General features: G+C 56.9%; 17 protein-coding genes and 1 tRNA gene. 2 read left to right on the forward strand and 16 right to left on the reverse strand.

Annotated elements, in window-relative coordinates; genetic code table 11:
• Positions 1-18: 18 nt before the first annotated feature.
• Entirely contained in the window at positions 19-702 is a 684-nt protein-coding gene (locus QY316_12265; GenBank protein ID WKZ32670.1) for a PAS domain S-box protein, read from the forward strand.
• Positions 703-800: 98 nt separating this feature from the next.
• Here QY316_12265 and QY316_12270 read toward each other — a convergent pair whose 3' ends face one another.
• Positions 801-2,627: a DUF4153 domain-containing protein gene (locus tag QY316_12270; protein WKZ32671.1), complete on the reverse strand. Its 1,827-nt coding sequence runs from the start codon at positions 2,625-2,627 to the stop codon at positions 801-803.
• Positions 2,628-3,030: 403 nt separating this feature from the next.
• Positions 3,031-3,117: transfer RNA gene (locus QY316_12275), tRNA-Leu, on the reverse strand.
• 386 nt (positions 3,118-3,503) lie between these two features.
• On the opposite strand from QY316_12275, the gene QY316_12280 reads away from it, so the two are divergent.
• The gene (locus tag QY316_12280) at positions 3,504-4,589 is read left to right on the forward strand and encodes a hypothetical protein (GenBank protein WKZ32672.1); all 1,086 of its coding nucleotides are present in this window, start codon (positions 3,504-3,506) and stop codon (positions 4,587-4,589) included.
• A gap of 150 nt (positions 4,590-4,739) precedes the next feature.
• On the opposite strand, the gene QY316_12285 is transcribed toward QY316_12280, so the two are convergent.
• From QY316_12285 to QY316_12350, 14 genes are all read right to left on the reverse strand, one after another.
• On the reverse strand, positions 4,740-8,273 hold the full coding sequence (locus tag QY316_12285; GenBank protein WKZ32673.1) for an Ig-like domain-containing protein: 3,534 nt from the start codon (positions 8,271-8,273) through the stop codon (positions 4,740-4,742).
• Between the two features lie 244 nt (positions 8,274-8,517).
• On the reverse strand, positions 8,518-8,940 hold the full coding sequence (locus QY316_12290) for an SCP2 sterol-binding domain-containing protein (GenBank protein ID WKZ32674.1): 423 nt from the start codon (positions 8,938-8,940) through the stop codon (positions 8,518-8,520).
• Between the two features lie 124 nt (positions 8,941-9,064).
• Complete coding sequence (gene ubiE, locus QY316_12295) at positions 9,065-9,811, reverse strand: bifunctional demethylmenaquinone methyltransferase/2-methoxy-6-polyprenyl-1,4-benzoquinol methylase UbiE (GenBank protein WKZ32675.1); 747 nt, start codon at positions 9,809-9,811, stop codon at positions 9,065-9,067.
• Positions 9,812-9,822: 11 nt separating this feature from the next.
• Positions 9,823-10,251, reverse strand: a complete 429-nt coding sequence (locus QY316_12300) for a CGGC domain-containing protein (protein WKZ32676.1) — start codon at positions 10,249-10,251, stop codon at positions 9,823-9,825.
• Complete coding sequence (gene ubiB / locus QY316_12305) at positions 10,241-11,911, reverse strand: 2-polyprenylphenol 6-hydroxylase (GenBank protein WKZ32677.1); 1,671 nt, start codon at positions 11,909-11,911, stop codon at positions 10,241-10,243. The genes QY316_12300 and ubiB overlap by 11 nt, the downstream gene beginning before the upstream one ends.
• Positions 11,912-11,920: 9 nt before the next feature.
• Positions 11,921-12,322 (reverse strand): accessory factor UbiK family protein, encoded by a 402-nt coding sequence (locus QY316_12310; protein ID WKZ32678.1) that lies wholly within the window; start codon positions 12,320-12,322, stop codon positions 11,921-11,923.
• A gap of 198 nt (positions 12,323-12,520) precedes the next feature.
• Positions 12,521-13,408 carry a U32 family peptidase gene (locus tag QY316_12315; GenBank protein WKZ32679.1) on the reverse strand — a complete coding sequence of 296 codons (888 nt, stop codon included), beginning with the start codon at positions 13,406-13,408 and terminating at the stop codon, positions 12,521-12,523.
• Positions 13,409-13,811: 403 nt separating this feature from the next.
• Entirely contained in the window at positions 13,812-14,549 is a 738-nt protein-coding gene (gene truA / locus QY316_12320) for a tRNA pseudouridine(38-40) synthase TruA (GenBank protein ID WKZ32680.1), read from the reverse strand.
• Between the two features lie 30 nt (positions 14,550-14,579).
• Positions 14,580-15,602: an aspartate-semialdehyde dehydrogenase gene (locus QY316_12325; GenBank protein ID WKZ32681.1), complete on the reverse strand. Its 1,023-nt coding sequence runs from the start codon at positions 15,600-15,602 to the stop codon at positions 14,580-14,582.
• A gap of 310 nt (positions 15,603-15,912) precedes the next feature.
• On the reverse strand, positions 15,913-17,451 hold the full coding sequence (gene rpoD, locus QY316_12330; GenBank protein WKZ32682.1) for an RNA polymerase sigma factor RpoD: 1,539 nt from the start codon (positions 17,449-17,451) through the stop codon (positions 15,913-15,915).
• Positions 17,432-19,189 carry a DNA primase gene (gene dnaG / locus QY316_12335; GenBank protein ID WKZ32683.1) on the reverse strand — a complete coding sequence of 586 codons (1,758 nt, stop codon included), beginning with the start codon at positions 19,187-19,189 and terminating at the stop codon, positions 17,432-17,434. The genes rpoD and dnaG overlap by 20 nt, the downstream gene beginning before the upstream one ends.
• An 8-nt stretch (positions 19,190-19,197) precedes the next feature.
• Positions 19,198-21,564 (reverse strand): endonuclease MutS2, encoded by a 2,367-nt coding sequence (locus QY316_12340; protein ID WKZ32684.1) that lies wholly within the window; start codon positions 21,562-21,564, stop codon positions 19,198-19,200.
• A gap of 123 nt (positions 21,565-21,687) precedes the next feature.
• The gene (locus QY316_12345; GenBank protein WKZ32685.1) at positions 21,688-22,641 is read right to left on the reverse strand and encodes an NGG1p interacting factor NIF3; all 954 of its coding nucleotides are present in this window, start codon (positions 22,639-22,641) and stop codon (positions 21,688-21,690) included.
• A 686-nt stretch (positions 22,642-23,327) separates the two neighbouring features.
• The gene (locus QY316_12350; protein ID WKZ32686.1) at positions 23,328-23,774 is read right to left on the reverse strand and encodes a GatB/YqeY domain-containing protein; all 447 of its coding nucleotides are present in this window, start codon (positions 23,772-23,774) and stop codon (positions 23,328-23,330) included.
• Position 23,775 lies beyond the last annotated feature (1 nt).

Raw genomic sequence — 23,775 nt, forward strand, 5'->3', positions numbered from 1 at the left:
TTTTCAAGGAGGAGCGCCATGTCCCCGGATAAAAAAGCAGGGCCATCATCGGCCCAAAAGATAAAACGGCTTGAGGATGAGAAGAAAACCCTCATCGATGGCCTTGATCAACTGCGGAGAAGCGAAGACCGTTTCAGAAAGCTGGTCGAAGACACGAGCGACCTTATCTGGGAAGTGGATGAAAACGGCGTCAATACCTATATGAGCCCGAAAATAAAAGAGGTGCTCGGCTATGAGCCGGAAGACCTCGTAGGCAAAAGGCCGTTTGATTTCATGACGCCCGCCGAGGCAAACTTCATGGCAGGTGTTTTCAAGTCAATCGCCTCGGAGCGAAAGAGATTCAGTTTCAGCTGCCTTGAGAATATAAACCTTCATAAAGACGGGCACAGGGTAGTCCTCGAAACGAGCGCGGTCCCTATTTTCGACCCTGGCGGGGCTTTCAGGGGCTATCGCGGCATAGATAGGGTTGTAACCAGGCGGAGGCAGGCGGAAGATGAGCTTAAAAGGGATATCGCCCTTCAGGATTCTCTCAACAAGGCAAAATTGAAGAGCGGCCTTGCGCCTATATGCCTCTCGTGCAGGAGGGTGCTGACTCAAAAAGGCTGGGAAAGCGTGCAACAATACATCGCCGAGCATTCGGAAGCTGAATTCAGCAATGGCTACTGCCATGAATGCGCCGAAAGGCTTCACAATATGGGATAGCGGCGTAAGCCGCCATAATTAGCAATACGCTTACAAGTTTTTTTAATCCTCAATTTGCATCACTTTAGGCTTGATGGCCAAAACGGTATCTACCCGGCTCAATATACTCTTTTTCCATTACTTAGCTCGAAATGCCACTTTTCATTGCCAGTGTTTTCAAGATCCAAATATTTCGGGACAGCGGGCATGAGAGTTGCCTCTTCTATCGCTTTTATAAGTGACGATCTGCTCTTTATATCATCTCCAGTTTGCCTCATTTCACCGATATAAGACCAGTTTTGCCCGTCAACTCTGTCAAATAAATGCAGGCCCCCGCAAGAGATTTCGGACTGCACGAAAATATACTCTTCTTCCATATCATCATCCATGTTCCTCGAAAACACTGCGCAATCCTTTTGCTTCACGCAGAGTGCGAGAATATCCCCGCACCCTTGCAAGCTTGACGTTATCGCGCTCATAAGACCGACAGGTAATTCTTTGGAAGAAGTCAGCACATTGAGGTGCTCTTCTTTAAACTCCAGAGCCTCTGCTTTTGGCTCGGCTTCCGTACGGGCAGCCTTTGCTAAAAAGGCATAGTCAAAGTGGTCCTGTTCGATTGTCTTTTTGGCTCGTTCACGAATTGCTTCCGCTTCAGGATGGTCTTTCATTTCGGAGAGCGCCTTGAGTTTCTCAAAGCCATTTTGACCAAGCTGGAATTTAAGCACCTGGTATTCGAATGCTGCTGGGTCGATCCGGCCCGCGGCCAGCATCTTGAACTGGCTCTCTGCGCTTATCGAGATTGGGTCGAGCACAGGTGTATGAATCAATATCGCAATGGCCATAACGATCAGCGAAACGGCAATGTTAACGGACCTCATTAGCCCAAGCCATATATTTTTTTTCACGAGAACGGCGACGGCATACCCGACGGAATAGAATGCCGCTATTAACGCGAATATCAGCGCGTATACCCGGTCAGGCATGAAACCATACTGGTCTATCCTAAGCCAGATTGAATAGAGCGTTATAGCTGCGTATGCGGGCAACGCGAGAAGCATCCCCTCAACACCCCTTCTAATCCACGCTGGATACGGCGGCTTCGAATTACCGTTCTGGAAGACCGCGTTTATGAAAATGACCGTACAGGCCAGGAGCAACAGGGTTATTACCGAAGACATTCTGGTATCCCATAGGGGCTTCAGGCCGGTGAACGGGAGCGCAAATATGAAAAGGAGAGCAATAATCGAAAGAAGTGGCATTAGTGTTTTAAAGACGAGCAACGCCACATTGCGCAGGGTTATCGTGACCGCGTTCAAGTCCTTGCCAATCATGATACCCAGGCCGAAGGCGACCGGGGTGGCGACGAGCATGAATTCTTTGGTAAAGAATATGTTCGCGAAGAAGGCTATCCCAATGAGATGGAAAAGCCCACCCCATAGGCCGATAAGACCCCAGAAAATACCCGTAAAAAGAAGGGCTATTGCCGCGACAAAGAAATTATTCCAGCTGTGTTTGAAGAGATCCGTATAGGGAAATTTTAGGCTTCCGTTTTCGACGAAGACCTGTAAATATGGGATGAAAATATAAAGTGAACATGCTGAGCCAAAGAAAAGAGTAGTTATACGATTATTATCCCCTTTAAAGGGTACACCCCAGGCTGGGAGCATCGAAATAGTCCACGCGGTAATCGCTGCGTAAACGAGGCCGGTTGATAAGGAAATTAAGAAAAGTGGTATCCTGCATCTGTTCGTCCAGCCAAACTGCAGGACAAGACCTGATATGATTGCAAAAGCCGAAATGCTGGCAAGGAAAATGTTATTGTTTTTTCCAAAAAGGGATGACTCGTCCACACCCCAGTATGAGGTGGATATCCAGAATATGAGTCCTTGGAAAAAGCCGGTCAGGATATTTATTAATAATCTGGCATATTTTTCCGAAATATACATATTTCATACATATCGGAATACAAAAAAGAAAACTTTATAAAAAATTTAACAAAACCGATAATCTAAACGAAATATCAGCTTACAAAAGTGAATTGTTCTGAGCAGTAGTAGTAAAAGGTTTTAAAAAAAGTAAGTTGGCGGATGCGGGGCGCGAACAGCGGAGAAAATTCATAACCTTTTGATTGCGCTAATTTGTTTCTGTCTTTTTGGATGGTGAAGTCTTGTATGGTGGGCTGCGCCCACCTTTTTATTTTAGAGAAACGGTCAGAAACCCCCGGCCTTTCAAGGCCGGGGATGAATGGCCGCCCGTAGCGAAGCCAGCGTAAGCTGGCGTAGCGGAGGCAATATCGCCTCACGGTTTCCCGATACCCCGGCCTTCAGGCCGGGGAGAGGTTCATAGTAGTGGTGCCCGAGGCCGGGGTCGAACCGGCACGGTGTTGCCACCTCGGGATTTTAAGTCCCGTGCGTCTGCCAATTCCGCCACTCGGGCCTTATTGGTGGAAGCGTTGCAGATTCGTGAAAAATAACAGAAATAGGGCGTACTGTCAACATCCGGTCCTTGCTGCACCCGCACGCATGATTAAAAAAAATCCCGCCTTTTCTTGACAATCTCAAAACTGCTGGTAGAGTCCTTGCCATTAAGTAAACTGCCACTTGACAATCCAATTCTCATTCAGGGAGGGCTGCATGATGAGATTTCTGTTGGGTGCCGCTGGCGTTATCGCTTTTCTCGCTCTGTCGCTCCTTCTTCCATGCGAATCCTCTGCCGTGCCCGCCTTTTCGCGGCAGACAGGAATGGCGTGCAATTCCTGTCATTTTCAGCATTTCCCCACGCTCAATTCCTTTGGCCGCGCCTTCAAATCCGGAGGGTACACCATGACAGGCGGCCAGAGCATGATAGATGGCGACTTCCTTTCACTGCCCTCGGCTCTCAACGCCTCTTTTGTCACAAAGGTGCGATACCAGAAAAGGGACGGGGATTCCAACCACCCGGACGCCGGACCCGGAGACAAGGAACTCAACAAGGGGCAGCTCCAGTTTCCTGACGAGGCCGCCCTCCTTCTGGGCGGCAGGGTCGGCGAGCACGTAGGCTTTCTCCTGGAGGCCTCTCTCAAGGACGGAGATTCGCGCTTCACCTCCTTCAAGATACCGTTCGTCCACGAAATGAAAGGCGTGAGCGTAAACGTCGTCCCGTTCACTACAGACGCCTTCGGCCCGGCATACGGCCTTGAGCTCCTGAATACCGGGGCCTTGAGGCTCCAGAGGGCAATAGAGCACCGCACGGAAACATCCGCCCAGCAGTATCTGGGCACGGCCACGTCCGCAACCGGCATCACTTTGGGGGCGGCGCACCAGCTCTGGTTTGCGAATTACACCCTGTGGTCCAACGAGCACTCGTCTGAGATAGCTTCCGGCCCTTATCTCCATTACGGCAGGGCGGCTTTTACGCCGACATTCGAGGGATGGGACTTGGGGCTTGGCGCGCAGGTCTGGGCAGGCAGGGAGACTAATATCAGCACTGACTCGGACGACGATACGGCCCTGAACGTCACCCGGAAGGAGGCCAAGGCCTGGGCGATTGACGCGCAGGCGCAGGGCACAGCGGGAGAGCTCCCCATTGGCGTGTATCTCACGTACGCGAGAGCGGCAAAATCTGACGGGGCGCCGGGCGAAGGCGGGAACATCTTCAATGAGAGCCAGGAAAAGGACAGAAAGGCTTGGACGATTTTGGCAGAGGTCGGCGTGGTGCCTGGCAAGCTCACTGCGGCGGCGGCTTACCGTCATGGACGGAGCGGCGCCGCAGGGGACGACAAGGACAACGCCACCACGCTGGGGCTTGTCTACACCCCACTTCAAAACATACAGGTTCAGATCGACTCAACATGGTATTCCGGCGGCGGCGGGCCGGGGCCTGGACAGGGAGACAACCTTACGACCCTGATGCTCTTCGCCGCGTTCTGAAAAGCCGACCAGGCTGTGCCGCCTGGCGCTCAAAAGTCATAGCCCGCTTTCAATAAGGCTCAGAACAAAGGACCCCGCCTTGAGCGGGGTCCTTTTCGCGGGGCACTGCCGCGCCGCCAGAAAACTTCCTTCCATTCGCATCCGGCTCCGCTATCTTTCCACCTTCACCGTTACCTTGGCGCTCTTCGAAGTCGCGCCGTAGTCGTCCTTGATATTGTAGTAGAAGTAGTCAAAGCCGGTGAAGCCTGCCGCCGGGGTGAACGTCACTGTGCCGTCCGTGTTATTTACGACCGTGCCGCCCCGGCCTGGCCTGCTGAGGACAATAACGCTCTCCCTGATGATAATGCCGTCGATGTCGTAGTCGTTTGCGGCAACGTCTATCAGTATCGGAGTGTTGATCCTGGTGGTCGCATAATCCACGACCGCTACGGGGGGCTTGTTCGATTTGACGCTGACCGTGACCCTCGTCGTGTTGCTCAAGTCCATGCCATCCGTAGCCTTGTAGTAAAACCTGTCGCTTCCGCTGAAGCCGGGATTCGGCGTAAATGTCACGGTGTTGTCCGGGTTTATCGTAGCAGTGCCGTTTGGCGGCGTGATGGTTATGGCCGCCACGCTAAGCGGGTCGCCGTCCGCGTCAATATCGTTTGCGAGCACAGGTATGACTACGGGCGTATTGAAGTTGGTCGTCGCGCTGTCCTGGTAGCCGACCGGCGCGGTATTGGATGCCCTGGCAACGCTTATACTCACGGTCGCGGAGTTGCTCTCCACGCCTCCGGAGAGGGCTTTATAGGTGAAAGTGTCAATGCCATAATAGCCTGTCGCAGGAGAATAGACGAACGAGCCGTCGGAATTGAGGGTAAGGCTTCCGTTCGCCGCGCCAGTGACAAGCTGGGCAGTAAGCACCCCTTCGCCGGAGTCATTTCCGAGTACGCCAGGGGCAGCCACCTGAAGGGGCGTATCTTCGATTGTTGAGTAGGTGTCGTCTACCGCTTCGGGCCTACCCTGCACCGTTATCGTAACTGTCGCGGTATCGCTCTCAGCATCGCCTAAGACGGCCTTATAGGTGAACGAATCAACGCCTGAATAGCCAAATCCCGGAGTATAGGAAAATGAGCCGTCTGGATTGAGGGTGAGACTTCCGCTGGTTGTGCCAGTGACAAGCTGGGCAGTAAGCACCCCTTCGCCGGAGTCATTTCCGAGTACGCCAGGGGCAGCCACCTGCAGGGGCGTACCCTCCAGAGTGGAGTAGGTGTCGTCTATCGCCTCCGGCCTGTTTTGCACTGTTATCGTAACTGTCGCTGAATCGCTCTCCGCACCCCCCGAAACTGCCTTATAGGTGAAAGTGTCGAAACCCGAATAGCCATCCATAGGCGAATAGGTAAACGAGCCGTCGGAATTCAAGCTGAGGCTTCCTCTTGACGGGCCGGTTACGAGCTGGGCAGTAAGCTCCCCCTCGCCCGAGTCATTTCCGAGTACGCCCGGTGCAGCCACCTGAAGGGGCGTATCTTCCAAGGTGGAGTAGGTGTCGTCTACCGCCTCGGGCCTGTCCTGCACCGTTATCGTAACTGTCGCGCTATTGCTCTCAACCGCGCCGTCGTATGCCCTGTACGTAAAGCTGTCAATGCCCACAAAGCCCTCGGCAGGGGTATAAGTGACAGTCTGATCGGGGTTGATTCCAGCTGTCCCGTTCTGCGGAGCGGCAATGGAAGCCACCGTCAAGGCATCGCCATCGATATCCGAATCATTCGCAAGCACATTTATGACTACCGGCATTCCCCTGAACGTGAAAGCCGAGTCGTCCGCCGCTAAAGGCGAGTCGTTCACGGGGTTTACGGTCAGGACCACTGCCGCGATATTGCTCTCGGAAAGCGCGGTGACCACCCTGTATGAGAACGAGTCCTGGCCGTTATAGTCGGGAAGGGGCTCGTACCTGAAAGAGCCGTCCGGTTCAAGCGTCACCGTGCCGTTTACCGGGCCTGAGACAAGCTCGGCGCCGGGGCCGGAACCCTCCAGCGTATCGTTTCCCAGGACGCCCGGCGCTTCGACAACGAGGACGCTGTCCTCGTCCGTCGAATACGCGTCGTCATTGGCAATAAGCGCCTCGCCCCCCGAAACCGTCACGGTCACGGTGGCCGCGTTGCTCTCCGACCTGCCGTCATGGGCCGCGTAGGTAAAACTGTCAGTGCCGGTAAAGCCGGGGGCAGGCGTGTATGTCACGGTCTGGTCGGGGTTTAAGATGGCCGTGCCGTTACCGGGCGGCGAAAGGCCGCTTACCGTAAGCGCGTCCCCCTCGGGGTCAGTGTCGTTCGCGAGCACGTCGATTGCCACCGGTGTATCTTCTGCGGTCGCCGCGTAGTCATCGTAAGCCGACGGCGGCTCGTTCACCTCGCCGGCAGCCGACTCGAACTCGAACGCCCCGCGGTCCCAGAAACCGTCCGCGCCGCGGGCAATGCCGGCCATGTCCGTGTCATACAGCTCCGGGAGGACGATGCCCGGTTCCGTCCCGGAGGTGAGGCGGAAATCGCCGCTGGCGAAATCGATAAACGGGTCCCCCTCCCCGACCTGCATGGCGCTCTCGAATATCGAGCCCTCGTTCGAGTTCATGAACCAGTTGTAGTTATGCTCGACACCAGGGCCGAACGATGTAGCCGGGCTGTTGTACCAGAGATTATTGTAGGCCTTTACGTTCCCGATCTCGTTATAGATGGGGAATATCTTGCCGGCCCCGCCCTCGACAAGGTCCACGAATGTATTGTTGTATACGTTCACATTCCGCGCGTAATAGTCGGCGGACGAGGAGAGGCTCCCTATGGCCCCGTTCATGGACCTCCTGCCCCAGTTTTCGGTCCAGATAAAGATATTTCCGTATATGTCCCAGTTCTCGCCCCTGCTTATTATTATGCCGCCGGTGCTAACGAAATCCGCTATCACGCTGTTCCGCAGGATAACGTTATTGGCGTCGCGCGCTATCCAGACCTCCGAGTGCTGTGTCGAGGACACGCCGTTCCTCTCGAGCATGGAGTTCTCGATCAGCACGCCGGAGGTGGAGCTGAATGTGAGGAGTATGACCCTGCCGGCGTGGTGCATGTAGCAGTTTCGGAAGGTCCAGTCCGAGCCGCCGCTCAGACTGTAGAAGATATCCTGGCCCGAGCACGTTGTGCACGTGTTGAAGTACATCTCGACGTGCTTGAAGACGAGGTTCGATACCCTTTCAGATATCCTTATGAGCTTTATCTGGTCGGAAGTGCCCGAATGCCGCACCTTGATCCCGTGCCCCTCCTTCCAGCTCCCTGGCCCTCCTCCTACCTGCCCGTCTATTTCGTAATACCCTGCCTTGAAGGTCAAAGTGGCCTCAAAGTCGGCGCTCCCCTCTCCGAGGTAGTCCTCCCAGCCGGTGTCTGTGCCGTGGTCTTCAGGTATGGCCTTTTTTATGTATATGAAATTGAGTGCGGGGTCCTCGGGCATGGGGTCGTCGAAGGTGTAGCCCGGGTACTCTCCGGAGGCGATATAATATGTACTCCCGCGGAGAAGCTCCGCGGGAAGGCTCCTGAACGCGTTTGTCCAATCGCTGCCCGAATTGTCTCCCTGGGCGTCGGCGCGGACATAAAAAATATCGGCAAAGGACTTGCCCGGGAAGGCAAGGACCATAAGGAGCAGCACCGCAAATAAAGCCGTCCTCTTCATGTCCACCTCGCTGGTTTCGACGCAAAAGGGGCCCGGAAGCCAGTCAGCTCTTATAAATCGAATTTTGATGCGAAAGGGTAAAAACGGCCCGGCGACTGTCTCATTTAAAGAGGCAGGCGGGTTCGGAGGCAAAGCCGAAAAGTGTATTAAGGAGAAAGCTTATCTCACCTTTGGCTTTTGTCAACTTCGAAGGAATTTTCTTGAGTCGCAGGCTTAAAGGTCGGCAGCCGGGGGGACTCCGTTTTTATCCGAGCGAGGCGAGCAGGTTCTTGAAATGTATGGCGGCGGCGGTGTCGCCGGTTATCTCGAGCTTCCTTGAGAAGAAGACCGTGTCCGGGTCTTCCTTGCCGAGTAGCACTTCCATCAGGACGCTCGCGCTACCGCTCATGGTAACATCGGGCACGCGCGTGGAATGCGGCACCACCTTTACGTCCCTGTCCTTTACGTGGAGGAAAAACTTCTTTTCCACGTCCCGGGCCTCGAAGAGGAAGAGCTTGTCGTCGATCTCGCCGAGCCTTTCACGGAGCGCGGGGTTTTTGTCCAGCACCGTCGATATGAACACGCCCATGCCTATGGCCTCCATCCAGAGGGGCATCGCCTTTAGCGGCAGGCGGAGGCCCTTGTAGAGCCCTTCTCTCAGCTTCTTTTTCGCCTCTTCCTTTTCCATGCGCCTTCCCAGACAAAAAAATCAAAATCCGAAAACCGTCTATCAGAATCACTCGACTTGAATAGTCTTCGCAATTCGGCAATCCATCCGTGGATTGCTTGGCGGGATGTTTTTCAACACCCTGCTAAACCTTCACGCCCACGTGCACGGCTGCTATGCCGTTAAGGAGGTTGTGGTACTTTACCTTCCAGAGCCCGGCATCCTGCATCATCTTCTTAAGCTCCTCCTGCGGCGGGAACTTGCGGATGGACTCGGGCAGGTACTCGTAGGCGCTCCTGTTCCCGGTTATCATCTCGCCCACCGACGGGATGAACGAAAAGGAATAGAGGTCATAGGCCTTTCTGAGGAGCGCGCTCTCCGGGCGCGAGAACTCGAGGCATATGACCTTGCCGCCGGGCTTTACCACCCTGGTCATCTCAGAGAGGGCCCGGTCGAGGTGGGTCACGTTCCTTATGCCGAAGCCGACGGTAGCGCAGTGGAACGTATTGTCCTCAAAGGGTATCTCCTCGGCATTCCCCTGTGCGAAGCGGATGTTCGAGAGATAGCCCCTGTCGACGCACTTGTCGCGCCCGACCTTGAGCATCTCGCCGTTAATGTCGAAGACCACGACGCTCCCCTCGCTGCCCACCCTGTCCGCCATTAATAGCGCTATATCGGCCGTGCCTCCGGCCACGTCCAGGGCCGACTGACCGGGCCGCAACCCGGCCTCGGAGGCTACGAACCTCTTCCAGAGCCTGTGGATGCCGAAGCTCATGAGGTCGTTCATGAGGTCGTATCTTTGGGCTACGGAGTCGAAGACCTCCCTTACCTTCTTCTCTTTTTCCGCTTCGGGGATGAGCTGGTTCCCGAAGTATGTCATCTTCTCCGTCATAAAACCACCCTTTAGAACTCGAACGGCTCGTATTTCCCGGAAGCCCTCCGCGAGGTCGCGGTCTTGCTCCCGTAGCTCCCTTTCCTGTACGCCACGCCTTTCCTGTCGAGGATTTTCTCTATGTACCCGAGATGCGGGCACGGCGGGTAATGCCCGTTGTCCGTGATCATGCACGAGGAGAGGTGAAATACTATCTCGTCTTTTTCAACGCCCGCCTTTTTCATGGCCGATTTCACGAGGTGAGCGATCGTCCTCGGTATCCTCCTTCCGGGGCAGCCGCCGCAGTTGAAGGGAACGGCAATTACGGCGTCTTCGCCGGGATAATCCTTGAAGGCGTCCTTCCTTTTTGTGAAGGAATCGAGGCAGGCGAAGCCGCTGCAGCGCTCCTTCGCAAAATCGCACTGGATTATGGCAACGACCTTTGTCTTTCTATCTTCCATTGACCTTGCCCCTCCGGAAAAGCCTGTATCCCATTATAGCGCCCGCCGCATAACCCGCCCCGCTCAGAAGCGGCAGTCCCAGGAAGGTCAAGCCGTCCTTTGAAAAGACCGCCACGAGCGAGGCGCCTATAAAGAGCGCGGCCACCACGAGCCCGCCTCCTATCCTCCTGCCGGCCCTCTCAAGCTCCCCTGTGACCTCCTCGAGCCTGTGGTGCACGAAGCCTATCCGGAGGTCCTCCCGGAGCGCCCTCCGAAGGAGAGTATTGAAGTTTACCGGCAGGTCGAACGCGGTATCCAGAATATCTTCCGCCCGCTCGCGCCCCTTCTCCACGAACCTTCCCGGCGAAAGCTTCTCCCTCGCCATCCACCTGTAGATGAGGGGCTTTGCCACCTCCCACATGTTGACGTCAGGGTATAGCTGCCTTCCTACCCCCTCTATGATCACCATCGATTTCTGGAGCAGGAGCAGATTGGGCTGGAGCTTCATGTTGAAGCGCTTCGCGGTCTGTATGAGCTTCATGAGGAGCCCCGAGATGTCTATCTGCTCGAGCGTCCTCCCGAATATGGGCTCGGATATGTCCCGGAGCGCGTCCTCGAAGTCCGAGAGGCTTACGTCGTCGGATATGAGCCCCATATCCCTGTGGACAACGGCCATCCTGTAATAGTCGGCACGGACAAGGTGGTAGAGCATGCTCGCGAGATAGTTCCGGAGGTCCCGGTCTATCCTCCCCACGATGCCGAAATCGAGATAGATGATGGCGCCGTCGTCCCTTACGAAGATATTCCCCGGGTGAAGGTCCGCGTGGAATACGCCGTGGTCGAACACCTGCTTGAAGAATATGGTGAGGCCCCTTGTCGCGACCTCCTTTACATCAAGCCCCCTGGCCTTGAGCGCCTCAACCTCGTCGATGGGAGTGCCGTATATGCGCTCCATCGTAAGGATGTCCTCGTTCGAGTAGTCCCAGAAGACGCGCGGTATCTGTATGGAGGGCTCGTTCTTGAACATCTCCGAGAACCGGTTCATGTTCACGCCCTCGGCCGCGAGGTTCTGCTCGTTCCTTACGACCCTCTCGAACTCGGCGACCACGTCGTGCGGCCTGTAGCGGCGGGCCGCCGGCACGTACCTGTCAAGGAGCCCCGCAATGGTGTGCATGACCGAGAGGTCGGACTCGATGACGTGCTCTATGCCGGGCCTCTTCACCTTGACCGCTACCTTTGTCCCGTCAAAGAGCTCGGCGTAATGTACCTGGGCTATCGAGGCCGAGGCGACCGGGATTGGGTCGAAGGAGGCGAACTTCGAGCCTATAGGGGCCTTGAGCGCGCCCTCGACCGCCTTCCTGACCTCCTCGTACGGCACGGGCGGCACCATATCCTGGAGCTTCTTCATCTCCTCGACCCACTCGGGCGGCAGGAGGTCTGCCCTTGTCGAGGCTATCTGCCCGAGCTTTATGAAGGTCGGGCCGAGCTCTTCCAGAACAAGCCGTATCCTTACCGGGGCGCTTAAATTCTGCGCCTTTTTAGAGATGAAGATCCGCTCTATGGCCGGGATGAACGGCGGCAGCACCCGGAGCTCCCTCGCGAGGGAGCCGAAGCCGTACCTGATGAGCGTGACCACTATCCGGTTGAGCCTGCTTAGGTTCCTGTATGCGCTCTTCGCCATCCGTGCTGATTACATGCCTTCCTTGAACTCGTTCCTCTCAAGCCTTGCCTCCAGGTCCGACACCCTTTTTTCGAGCTTGTCCACCTTCTCCCTTGCAAGCCTGGCCATCTCCTTTACGACCTCAAGCTCGTCCTGTGTGGCAACGTTCAACTTCTCGAATACCTTCCCCGAAGAGGACGTAACCTCCTTCTCAAGCTTCTCCTTCGCGGAGCTCACGACCGAAAGGAACTCCTTGAGCGCCCTCACCCCTTCGTCAACGACCCTGTTCTCGACAGCCTCCCTGGGCGGAAGCCCCTCGCCGGATGCATCCTTCGAGCCCTTCCCGGATTTCTCAAGCTCTTCAAGAACCTCCCTGGCCTTCCTTTCAAGGCCCATGCCTATGAGTATCGCCTTATCAAGCAGGTCCGCCATGCTCCACCTTCCCTTCCACGGCCCATTGGCCGCATTAGATGCTTCCCCACAGTATTTAAAACCTTGCTGAAAAACTCCGCTTTTATTCAGGCTGCTCAAAAAGCTCCATATGCTAGGCGTCGAGGAGCGAGGAATGAGGCGTACTTTCGTGTACGCCGGAGTGTCAAGCGACGTAGCCTTCGACGCAGATGGACTTTTTCAGCAGCCTGCTAAATAGTCTTTGCCCGCGCCTCCGAGATACCAGCCGTTTGTGAACTCTCCTTTTGTTATCGCCTTTAGCTCCCTGAGCCCTTCCGAGGGGCCGAGGGTGCCGTTCATGCGGGCCCTGAAGACCTCGATTATCCTGGCCGTGTCCCTGTATTGCGGCGATATCCTTAAAGCGGAAACGCCTATCTCTTTAAGGTCCTCGACATATTCCACGAGCGTGTGCGTGGCTGCGCTCAGTATCGAGGTGCCGTTTATGGAGAATAGCGGCCCGTTGTCTATGGTCTTAAGCTCCATGCCGTCCGGGTACTTGAGGCAATCGTGCCTGCATTCGGCCCTGGAAAGGCCGAATGCCCTTGAGGTGTAGCACCGCCAGGAGAAGGCAAGTGGCGCCTTCCCGTGCGCGAAGACCTCGCCCGCTATCCCGGTCTTCTCTATGCAGTGCCTTATTGATTCCCTTGATAGCTCGACGGGGAACACCACCCGCTTGACGCCTATGGATTTAAGGAAATCTATGGTCGGCGCGTTATAGGAGGTGATATGGGGCCCGGCAATGATTTCCCTTTCCCGCGGGTCGGCCATGTTGAAGACCGACATGTCGTTAGCCTCCAAGGGGACCTGGAAATCAAACAGGCTCCGGGCCGTTTGAAGCTCCTCGTCGTTCGAGATGACGGCAAGGGTCGAGAGGGCGACCTTTTTCCCGGAATCCTGAAGGAGTTTTACTATGCCCTCCATATTGTCACGGGAGAGGCCGAGCTTCCTGGAGCAGACCACCTCGCCGACATAGACCCTGTCCACGTCCGTCTTCGAGACTTCCCTGTAGAAACCCAATACCTCTTCGCGGGGCCAATCGAAGAGGACCGGGCCAAGCGTAAGCTCCATAAAAACCGGATCCTTGAAGGAATTTCGCCGTATAAAGTATGCAACAGGGTGAGCGTAAAAACAAGGGTTTTCAGGGTGAAACGCAGGGGACGTGCGGTTTCTTGCAAGCCGCTGAAGAATACTGAAGAATACTGAAGAATACTATTGAGAGGACCTTTTCATTTGAGTACCGGTGCAAAAAATCTTTTGCGCGCTACCGCGCTTTTCGGCATAAGGCTCCGCTCTCTTTCCTCCCCCATCCTCCGGGCTCGGCCCTTAAGTCGCTCAGCCCCCTACGGGGCCTCGCTCCTGCTGCCCCGCCTCGCCCGCCCTTCCTCCAACCTTATGTTCGCTCCGCCTCATGCCCGGGTTATTTTTGTAAAACGAAACCGCGCAGGGTGTTGCTGCGCGCGCATCCTGGCGTTCAATATTCCACCTTAACAAGCACGAGCCCCCGGGCAGGAGCGGTCTGGCTTGCCAGTGTTCTGTCTCTGGCCTCGAGGATGCGAAGGACCTCATCGGAAGAGAGCTTGCCTTTTCCAACCGCGGCGAGAGTGCCTGCCATGATTCGGACCATGTGCCTCAAGAAGGCCGTTCCCCTTACTTCTATCTCCACGAGCCCGTCGTCTTTTTCGCTTATATTTACAGACGTGACCTCCCTTTTCGCATGGAGCGCTTCGCAGCCCGCGGCCCTGAACGACGAGAAGTCTTTTTCGCCTATGAGATGAGCGGCAGCCTGTTGCATTGCGACGATGTCGAGGGGGTTGAATATATGCCAGGTGAAGTTACGGAGAAGGGCCGAGGGATGGCCCCTGTTTATTATCCTGTAAACATAGACCTTGCCCGTGGAGTCCTTTCTGGGATCGAACTCAGGGGGCGCATCAAACGCCTCTTTTATTACTATGTCATTTGGCAGGAAAACGTTCATGCCCTGCATGATGTTACAGCATGGTATGGCGGATTCTGTCCGGAGGCTCGCTACCTGGCCTAAGGCGTGTACTCCTGCGTCAGTCCTGGAGGCCCCGGTTATGACCGCCTCCTTCTGCGTGAGCTTCCTCGCGGCCTCGACGAGCGAGCCCTGTATGGTGGGGAGCCCTTGCTGGACCTGCCAGCCCGCGTAGGAGGTGCCTTCATATTCGATTACGAGCCTTATGTTCCTCATGCCCTGGGCCGTCCGACGGAGGCGCGCCGGTCAGATATAGTCCTTTATGAGGACTTCGGCTATCTGGACGGCGTTCAGGGCCGCGCCCTTCCGGAGGTTGTCCGCGACTATCCACATGTTGAGGCCGTTGGGGACGGTGTCGTCCCTCCGGATCCTCCCCACGCAGACGTCGTCAGCGCCCACGATATCCGCGGGCATGGGATAGGCCCCCTCTCCCGGCTCGTCTATGACGGTGATTCCCGGGGCCTTTGAGAGGAGCTTTTTCACGTCCTTCGGGTCAATGGGCTTTTCGGTCTCGACGTTCACGGACTCGGAGTGGCCCACGAAAACCGGGACCCTTACGGCAGTGGCCGTGACCTTTACCGAATCGTCGCCGAATATCTTTCTGGTCTCGTTAACCATTTTCATCTCTTCCTTGGTGTAGCCGTTATCAAGGAAGGAGTCTATCTGCGGAAGGCAGTTGAAGGCTATCCTGTGAGGGAAGACGTTTACGCTCGGCTCCCTCATGTTGAAGAGCTCTTTTACCTGCGTCGAAAGCTCCTCCATCGCCTCCTTGCCAGCGCCGGAGACAGACTGGTAGGTCGAGACGACTATCCTCTTTATCCGGTACTTGTCGTGTATGGGCTTAAGCGCGACGACCATCTGTATGGTCGAGCAGTTGGGGTTTGCTATGATATTCTTTTTCGTGTAGAGGCCGATGTCCCCGGGGTTCACCTCCGGGACAACGAGCGGCACATCGGGGTCCATCCTGAACTGGCTGGTATTGTCTATGACTATGCAGCCAGCCTTGGCCGCCTTCGGCGCGTACTTCGCGCTTACGCTCGCGCCGGGCGAGAAGAGCCCGATGTCAACGCCTTCGAAGCTTTCCTTATCGAGCTCGGTAACGAGCTCCTCGACCCCCTTGAACTCGACCCTTGCGCCCGCGCTCCGCTCGGACGCGAGGAGCTTGAGCTCTCCAACCGGAAACGCCCGTTCCTCGAGGATCTTAAGGAACTCCTTGCCCACGACTCCGGTCGCCCCTGCTATGGCCACGTTATATTTTTTCTTCTTCACGGGATGCCTCTCTGTTTGTTTTTAAAACTCCGAAATTCAAAACCCCCCTTGCGGGAGGCCTCAAAAACTTTACTAAAGCTTGTTGGCAAACACTAAAAAATTAGAGATTTTTCACGCAATCAAGGAGGGACCGGGAATAAAAAGCGGAAGATATATGAGAATATGCGAGCATTTTTATTCATGGCCCGACGCAGAGTCCGGGGAAAAGATCAATTTTTAGTATTTGCCCTTTAATGATAAGGAAAAGGAGCGGTCAAGTCAACCGCTCTCTTAGGCAAGCGGGTGATTGTATGAGGGGCGGTTCCGGAGGCTACTTGCTTGAGAATGTCTTCAACTTCCTGCACCTTTTCGGGTGCCTTAGCTTCCTCAAGGCCTTGGCCTCTATCTGGCGTATCCTTTCGCGGGTGACGTTAAAGAAGGCCCCGACCTCCTCGAGGGTGTGGTCCTTGACCTCGCCTATCCCGAACCTCATCCGCAGCACCTTTTCTTCCCTAGGAGAAAGAGTCGCGAGCACCTCGTTCATGTGGCCGGTAAGGTCGCTCGTTATAGCCTCGTCATGCGGCACGAGAGCTTCCTTGTCCTCTATGAAATCCCCAAGGTAGCTGTCCCCTTCCTCCCCGACCGGCATTTCAAGGGAGACCGGCTCCTTGGCTATCCTCATTATCTTCCGGACCTTTTCGAGCGGGAGCTTCAAGGCCTCTCCGAGCTCCTCGGGCGTCGGTTCCGTCCCGTTCTCCTGAAGGAGGTGGTGAGACATGCGGACGAGCTTATTAAGGCTCTCGACCATGTGCACGGGTATCCTTATGGTGCGGGCCTGGTCCGCTATGGACCTCGATATGGCCTGCCTTATCCACCAGGTGGCGTACGTGGAGAACTTGTAGCCCCGCCTGTACTCGAACTTCTCGACCGCCCTCATTAGGCCTATATTGCCCTCCTGTATGAGGTCGAGGAACTGGAGGCCCCTGTTCATGTATCTCCGGGCGATGCTCACGACAAGCCTCAAGTTCGCCTTCACGAGCTTGTCCTTTGCGGACTCCATCATCGAGAGGCGGTCTTCTATGCGCGCTATAAGGAGCGGGAGCTCTCCCGAGGAAAGGCCCGTCTGCGCCTCTATAGCCCTTAAAGACGCCCTCGCCTCTTCTTCCCCGGCCCTCTTTCCCGCGGCCCCTGCCTTCGGGTCCTCAGAAGCGGCAATGGCGTCCAGAAGCGGCCTGGTCTCGGCCTCAGCCCCCTTGAGCCCTTCAAGCACCTTGTCGAATACGTCGGTTTTCTCGTCTATGAAAAGAAGTGCGGATACGAGCTTTGCCCCGGCCCTGTGACCGCCCTTCTGGCCCGAAAGCCTGGCAATGGCGGCTTCCGACTCCTCTATATCCCTGAGGAGCTCCTGCCTCTCCTCCTCATCCTCCGAGAGGAACCCCTCCTCGCCTTCACGCTCGGCCTGCTCTTCTTCCCCCTGCTCCTCTGCAAGCCTTTTCTTGAGCCTGGCAAGCTCATCTGAAAGGAGCCTCGTCTTGAGTATCTCCCTTGTTATCTCGTTCCTGCCCTCCTCGATGGACTTTGCGAGCCCTATCTCCTCCTCCTTCGTGAGGAGGAATACCGAGCCCATCTCCTTGAGGTATGTCCTTACCGGGTCGGCTGCGGCAGGGCTTCCCTCAACCGTGCCTTCGGAGGGCTTAAGCGCCTCTTCCTCCGCGCCGTCCCGGAGGCGGTCGTCTTCCTCCTCGCCATCGAAGCCTATGGTGTTTTCCGGGCCGTCTTCATCAACGGAGCCCGGCCCCTTAAGGCCCGGCCCGGCGAAATGGCTCTTCGGCCCGCTTCCGTCCTTTTCCTTATCTACTTCTTTTCCCATGGGGTCCGATCTCAAGCTTCTTCTTCATATCCCGCGCAAGTTCCGCTTTTCCCGTCTCTTCGAGGAGCCTTATGCTCCATTCCGCGAACTCCATGGTCGAGGGCTTGACGCCCCCCCTGTTAAGCACCGCTTTCAGGCTGTCCTTGAGCATCTTCTCGGGCTCTTCAACGAACCCGTCGTCCTCGCGTAAAAGGAGTTCCGCGAGCCGGGCCTTTACGGCTTCATCCCCGACGTCGTCGAGGAGCCCGCCGCCCGATAGGGCCTTCCCTTCCCGGCAGAGGCCCGATATTATATGGCCAGCCTCCTTTAGCCCGGGGTCGGTAAACCGCCCTATGGCCTGGTCCACCTCAGGGCTGTAAAAGGCCGGGTGCTTCAAGAGCACCCTGAGTATAATAAGCTCTGGCCTTGGCGTCGCGGAGGCCGGAACGCCCTTCATCCTTGCGGCTCCGCTCCCCTCGGGCTGGCCCTTTAGAGACCCGTATACCGCATCGACCCCTATGCCAAGGGTCGATGCGACGATCGATGCGTAGTGGCCGAGCTCGGCTACGTCATTTATGCGGGAAAGGTACGCGAGCGATTCCCGGAAATATCTTTTCTTCCCCTCAGGGGCAGTGGTGTCTATCTTATCCCGCAGGTTCCGGAGATAGAACTCCATGAGGGTCGGGGCCTCTTTTATGGCCTCCCTGAGCGCCCCGGGCCCGGCGAGCTTCAAGAACTCGTCCGGGTCCTTGCCCTTGTCGAGGAGGACGGCCCTGCAGGCCACGTCCTCGTTAAGGAAGAGATCAAGCCCCCTTATGGCCGCCTTCCTCCCGGCTTCGTCCGCGTCAAAGAGGCAGTATATGGATGCGGTATAGCCCTTCAGGAGCCTTACATGCTCGGCGGTCAAGGCCGTGCCCATAGTGGCCACGCCGTTAAGGAAACCGTGCTTTACGAGGGCCACCAGGTCGAAATAGCCCTCGACCACGATGACCGAGCCCTCTTTCTGTATCGCCTCCCTGGCCTGTGAAAGGCCGAAGAGCGTCTCTCCCTTCCTGAAAACAGGCGATTCCGGCGAATTGAGGTACTTGGGCTGGACCTTGTCGTCCATTGCCCTGCCGCCGAAGCCTATTACCCTGCCCCTCGTGTCGGTTATGGGGAATACGACCCTTCCCCTGAACCTGTCGTAATGGCCGGAGGACTTGTCCCTCTTCACTATCAATCCGGCGCTCATGGCGGCATCGGCATCGATACCCTTTCTCTTCAAGTGGCCCGTAAGGCCGTCCCATCTGTCCGGGGCGAACCCCAGCATGAACGCCTTCGCAAGCTCGCCGGTCAAGCCCCTGCTTTTAAGATACTCCCTTGCCCGGGCCCCTTCCGCGGTCCGTAGCTCCGCCATGAAGTATTCGGACGCGGCCTTGAGGGCGCTGTAGACCGCCTCCCTTTTATCGGGCGCGCCTGCCCTTGCGGCTTCGCTTATTGTTATCCCGTACCTTGCGGCAAGCGAGCGGACCGCGTCGGGAAAGGCGAGCCCTTCCTTTTTCATGAGGAAGGTTATTACGTTCCCGGTCGCGTTGCAGCCGAAGCAGTAGAATATCTTCTTTTCTTCGCTCACCGTGAACGACGGGGTCTTCTCCGAGTGGAACGGGCAGAGGCCGAGGTGGTTCGCGCCCCTTTTCGCAAGGGGCACGTATTCCGAGACGACCTGGACTATGCTCGCCCGCTCCCTTACCTCTTCTATCTTGTCCTTGGGGATGGCCATCCGCGCGCCTACTTGAGCTCCACGACGGTCACGCCGCCGTTTACGGGGGTCCCGTGGTGGAAGCTGCCGACAAGAGGGTTGCCCTTGAGGTATTCCTCGACAGCCTTCCCGAGCCTCCCGGTCCCCATCCCGTGGACGATCTCGACGCTTCCGAGGCCGTTCGCGTGAGCGCTGTCGATAAACCTCTCTACCTTCGGCATGGCCTCGTCCACGCGGAGCCCTATAATGTTGAGCTTAGAGGCTAAGTCCATATCGGCGCTAACGCTTATTCCTTTAGAGGGCCTCCCGGCCTCGCCGCCCCTCTTCCGCAGCTTGTCCCACGGGGCCCACACCTTCAAGTTCCCGACCAAGACCTCGGCCCTTTTGCCGCCGGCGTCCACGGCCACGATAACGCCTTTCGAGCTCGAGCCCTCTATCGTCACCTTGTCTCCTACCGAGGGGAGATAGTCCTCGGCTTTCCGCTCGAATTTCGACCTTGCCCTCTCCTTTGCCTTGGCCACCTCGGAGAGGGCCTTCCGGGAGTCCCTGCCGCGCTCTTCGCGGAACCTCGCTATCGCTTCCCGTATGTCCTCGTCTGCCTTCCTTACGACCGACTCTATGTTCTTTTTCGCCTTCTCGATTATGGCTTCCCTGTTCTTTTTGAGCTTCGAAAGGGCCTCGCTCCTGCCTGCTTCGAGCGCGGAAAGCCTCTCCTTTATGCCACGAATCTCTTCCTTTTCCCTTTCAAGGGCCCTTATGGATTCGATGAAGGCCCCTTCCCTCTCCTTTATGTAGCCTCCGGCCCTTTCTATTATCTCCTGCGGTATGCCGAGGCTCCGGGCAATGGAGAGGCCGAGGCTCGGCCCGGGCACCCCGTACAGGAGCCTGTAAAGGGGCTTGAGCGTATTCTCGTCGAACTCCACCGACGCGTTCAGGTATGCGCCGTTCGCCTGCGCATAGGCCTTGAGGAGGTTCAGGTGCGTGGTGACGACAGTCCTCGCGCCCCTCTCCCGTAATGTCTCGATCGCAGCGAGCGCGAAGGCGCCGCCCTCGGAGGGGTCGGTCCCGGCACCGGCCTCGTCTATGAGGACGAGCGTCCCGGCAGAGGCCCTCTCCAGGAACTCCTTCATCCTCTTGACATGCGCAGAAAAGGTCGAGAGGGACGCGACGATATCCTGCCTGTCGCCTATGTCCGAAAGTATCTCTTTGAATGCAATTACCTCGCTCCCTTCCTCTGCGGGTATGGGAATGGCCGAAAGGCCCATCAGCGTAAGAAGCCCGAGGGCCTTGAGGGCAACGGTCTTCCCGCCAGTGTTCGCGCCCGATATGACGAGCACGGTCCTGTCCTCCGGTATCCTGATGTCGATCGGGATTGCCGGGGACGAGCCCCTTTTTTCCTTGAAGACAAGTATCGGATGCCGGGCAGAGAGGAGCTTAACGTCGCCCTTTTCACGGATAACCGGCACGATCCCGCCGGTTTCCCTGCCGAACAGGGCCTTGGCCTGGAAAAGGTCGAGCCCCGACAGCTCTTCAAGGTCGCTTAAGAGCGCGCCGCGCTCTGCGGCCACCTGCCGGGTAGCCTCCTTCAATATCTCTATTTCCTCGGCCTTCTCCTCCCTCTTCAAAATTGCGACCCTGTTATTGAGCTCCACGAGCTCTATGGGCTCGATGAAGAATGTGGAGCCGCTCCCCGACCTTCCGTGGACGACGCCCTTGAAGGTGGTATGCATGCCCGCCTTCACGGCCAGCACGTACCTGTCGTCCCTTATGGTGATGATGTCCTCCTGGAGGTACTCCCGCGTGCTCTTGTCGGTCGTGATGGAGTCGAGTATCCTCCTGGCCCGTTCCTTGTTGCCCCGTATCTCGCGCCTTATGTTGTAAAGCGCCGATGACGCGGTGTCCTTTATCTCGCCCTTCTCATCGAGTATGCGGGTGAGGGCGTCCCTCAACTCGTTTTGCCAGGAGATGCGGCCGGCCCTTGCCGTGGTCTTGGGGTATTGGCGCTCGGCATCCCTGGACGCGAAGAAGGATTTTACGAGTTGAGCGGAAGTAATGTTCGAGAGCACTGAAAGGAGGTCCGGAGGGAGAAGATACGCGCCCTCGGGGTCGGTCCTTGAGATAATGCCCCTTATGTCTCCGACCCCGCCAAGGGGCAGCGTCCCGGAAGTCTTTACGAATTCCGAGACCTCCCTGTACCCGGCATAGGCCTCTTCAATGGAATGGATGTCTCTGCCGGGCCTGAGCCCGAGGACCTTCTCCCTGCCCACTGGGGTCATTGAGAAGGCCGCAAGCTCGGCCAGCACGGATGGATATTCGAGTGTTAAAAGGGTAGTTTCGTCCACGGCAATCTGCTGCTTAAGGGTACGGGCTTCGCGCACGGCCCGGGATGATGGCATGCGGCCTGCCATTTGAGACCAGCCGTGAGAGCGCGTATCGAGTGAGGAGCTGCGTCCGGGGGCCGCGAATACGTGCTGGGGCGTTCTGGTTGCGCGCGCTCTCGGCGCTCTCCGTTACTGCGCTCAGGTCCTGGCGACCCTCCTGAAGCCAGAGGCCTCCACCACCTCGACTCCGTCAAGGACATTGTCGAGGAGGAGGTTCATCCCGAGGCTGTCGCTCGGTATGTGTCCTGCGATGACCACGTTCACATGGTGCTTCCCGGCTTCTTTCCTGTGGTCCTCGCTTATGTGCATGCCGACGACCGTGCCGATGCCGGAGTGCGAGAGCCTCTCGTACGCGTGCTTTGACCCTCCGGTCCCGCCGGTCATGTCGACGAAGACCTTGCCCGCGCTCTTTTTCTCCGAGCCCACGACGGCCTTGGGGTGCATGAACACCTCGCCCATGCTGGTCATGTACTCGGGTATCTCCTTCAGGGACTTTATGACGTCCGAGACCTGGCGCGGCTTCGATTCGTCAAAGAGCCTCTGGAGGTATTCGGTCACCGCGTTGTCAGAGGGCGTGTGCACGCACATGAGCGGGATATCGAGGAGGCGCGCGGCGTCTACCGCCCTCGTATGGTTCGTGGGCATGAGCCTCCTCTCGACCTCCCTTATGCGCTCGTCCATTATGTCCTCTGCGACGTTAATGGGCACGCCGTACTTCAGGAGTATTCCCGACTGCATGTCCATGACCTCGTAGAGCTTGGCCATTGCCATGCCCTCGGGGTGGTGGGCGATTATGAGGTCTATCCGCTCGCCCCTTTCCCTGAGCCTGTCCGCGAGCACTATCTCGCCTACCTCTATGTCTATCCCGACAAGGACCCGTTTGACCTCACGTTCCGGGTCGCCGTAGAGTATGCGCGAGTCGGAATAGGGGTTCTTCAGGCGCTCGACGTCGAACCATCTGCGGTCCTTTTCCTTGAGCTCGTCATATTCCTTTTTCGCGCGCTCAAGCTCGGCCCTGACCTCCTCGGCGCCCCTTGGGTCGAGCTCCATCCCCCTCTTTATCGCCTTCTCGTATATGTCTTTTATCTTCATGTCCCTGGAAAAACCCCTTCCCCAAGTGTGGGGGAACATTATAGCCCGATTATATCGTAAGTTCTATATTTTTGCGCTTGTGGCAATGCCTTGCAAAGGCTCTTAACGCGCTGCCGCGCTCTTTTTGGGCATAAGCTAAAGGCCCTTTCCGCACCGCCGTGGGGTTTCGAGGGTAAAGCTCGCTTGCTGTCTACCTCCCCCACCCCGTGAACGGGCCCTTAAAGTCGCTTTGCTCCTGACTTCCCCGGCCCGTTTACGCTCAGCCTCCCCTTATGCAGCGCTCGCCTTACCCTCAGGGGTTTGTGAAAGACAAAAAAATCTGCGCGAGTGGCGGGATTGCGTTTATGTTTCGTCTTTCAAAACAAACCCCGGGGCATAAGGCGGAGCGAACATAGGGATGGGGGAGGGGCGGGCGAGGCGGGGCTGTTAGGAGCGAGGCCGAAGGCCGAGCGACATAAGGGCCGAGCCCGGAGGAAGGAGGCGGAAAGGGCGCGGGGCCTTATGCCCAAAAAAAGCGCGGCAGCGCGATAAATGGCCTTTTCAGCAAAGCGTGCATACCGGATTTTCAGTGGCTCCGCTCACCTGAATACTGCACTAAAGGAAAACTCAAGCCCTGATGATTCCTGAAATGATAAAGGGCCCAAGCTGCAGGCTTGAGCCCCTGAAAATGCCCTAGAGCGCGGGAGCTAGCCCCCCAGCACCTCTTTCACTATATCGTTCACGAGCTTGCCGTCTGCCTTGCCCTTTACAAGCGGCATTACGGCCTTCATGAGTTTGCCCATGTCCCTGGGCCCGGCTGCGCCGGTCTCCTGGGCGGCCTTCTTTATTATGTCCCTCACCTCGTCGGCCGAGAGCTGGGGCGGGAGATAGCCCTTGAGGACCTCGACCTCCTTCGACTCCTTCAGAACGAGGTCCTCCCTTCCGCCTTTCCTGAACTGGTCGATCGAGTCCTGCCTCTGCTTTATGAGTGTCGAGAGTACGGAGACGACCTCCTCGTCGTTCAGCTGGTGCTTTGCGTCCACTTCCTTATACTTGATGGCGCTAAGGAGCATCCTCAAGGTGGAGAGCCTGTCCTTGTCCCCGGACTTCATCGCGGCGACCATGTCCCTGTTGATATCGTCTCTCAAGCCCACG

This window comes from Thermodesulfobacteriota bacterium (assembly GCA_030583865.1).
Taxonomy (GTDB): domain Bacteria; phylum Desulfobacterota; class GWC2-55-46; order GWC2-55-46; family GWC2-55-46; genus UBA5799.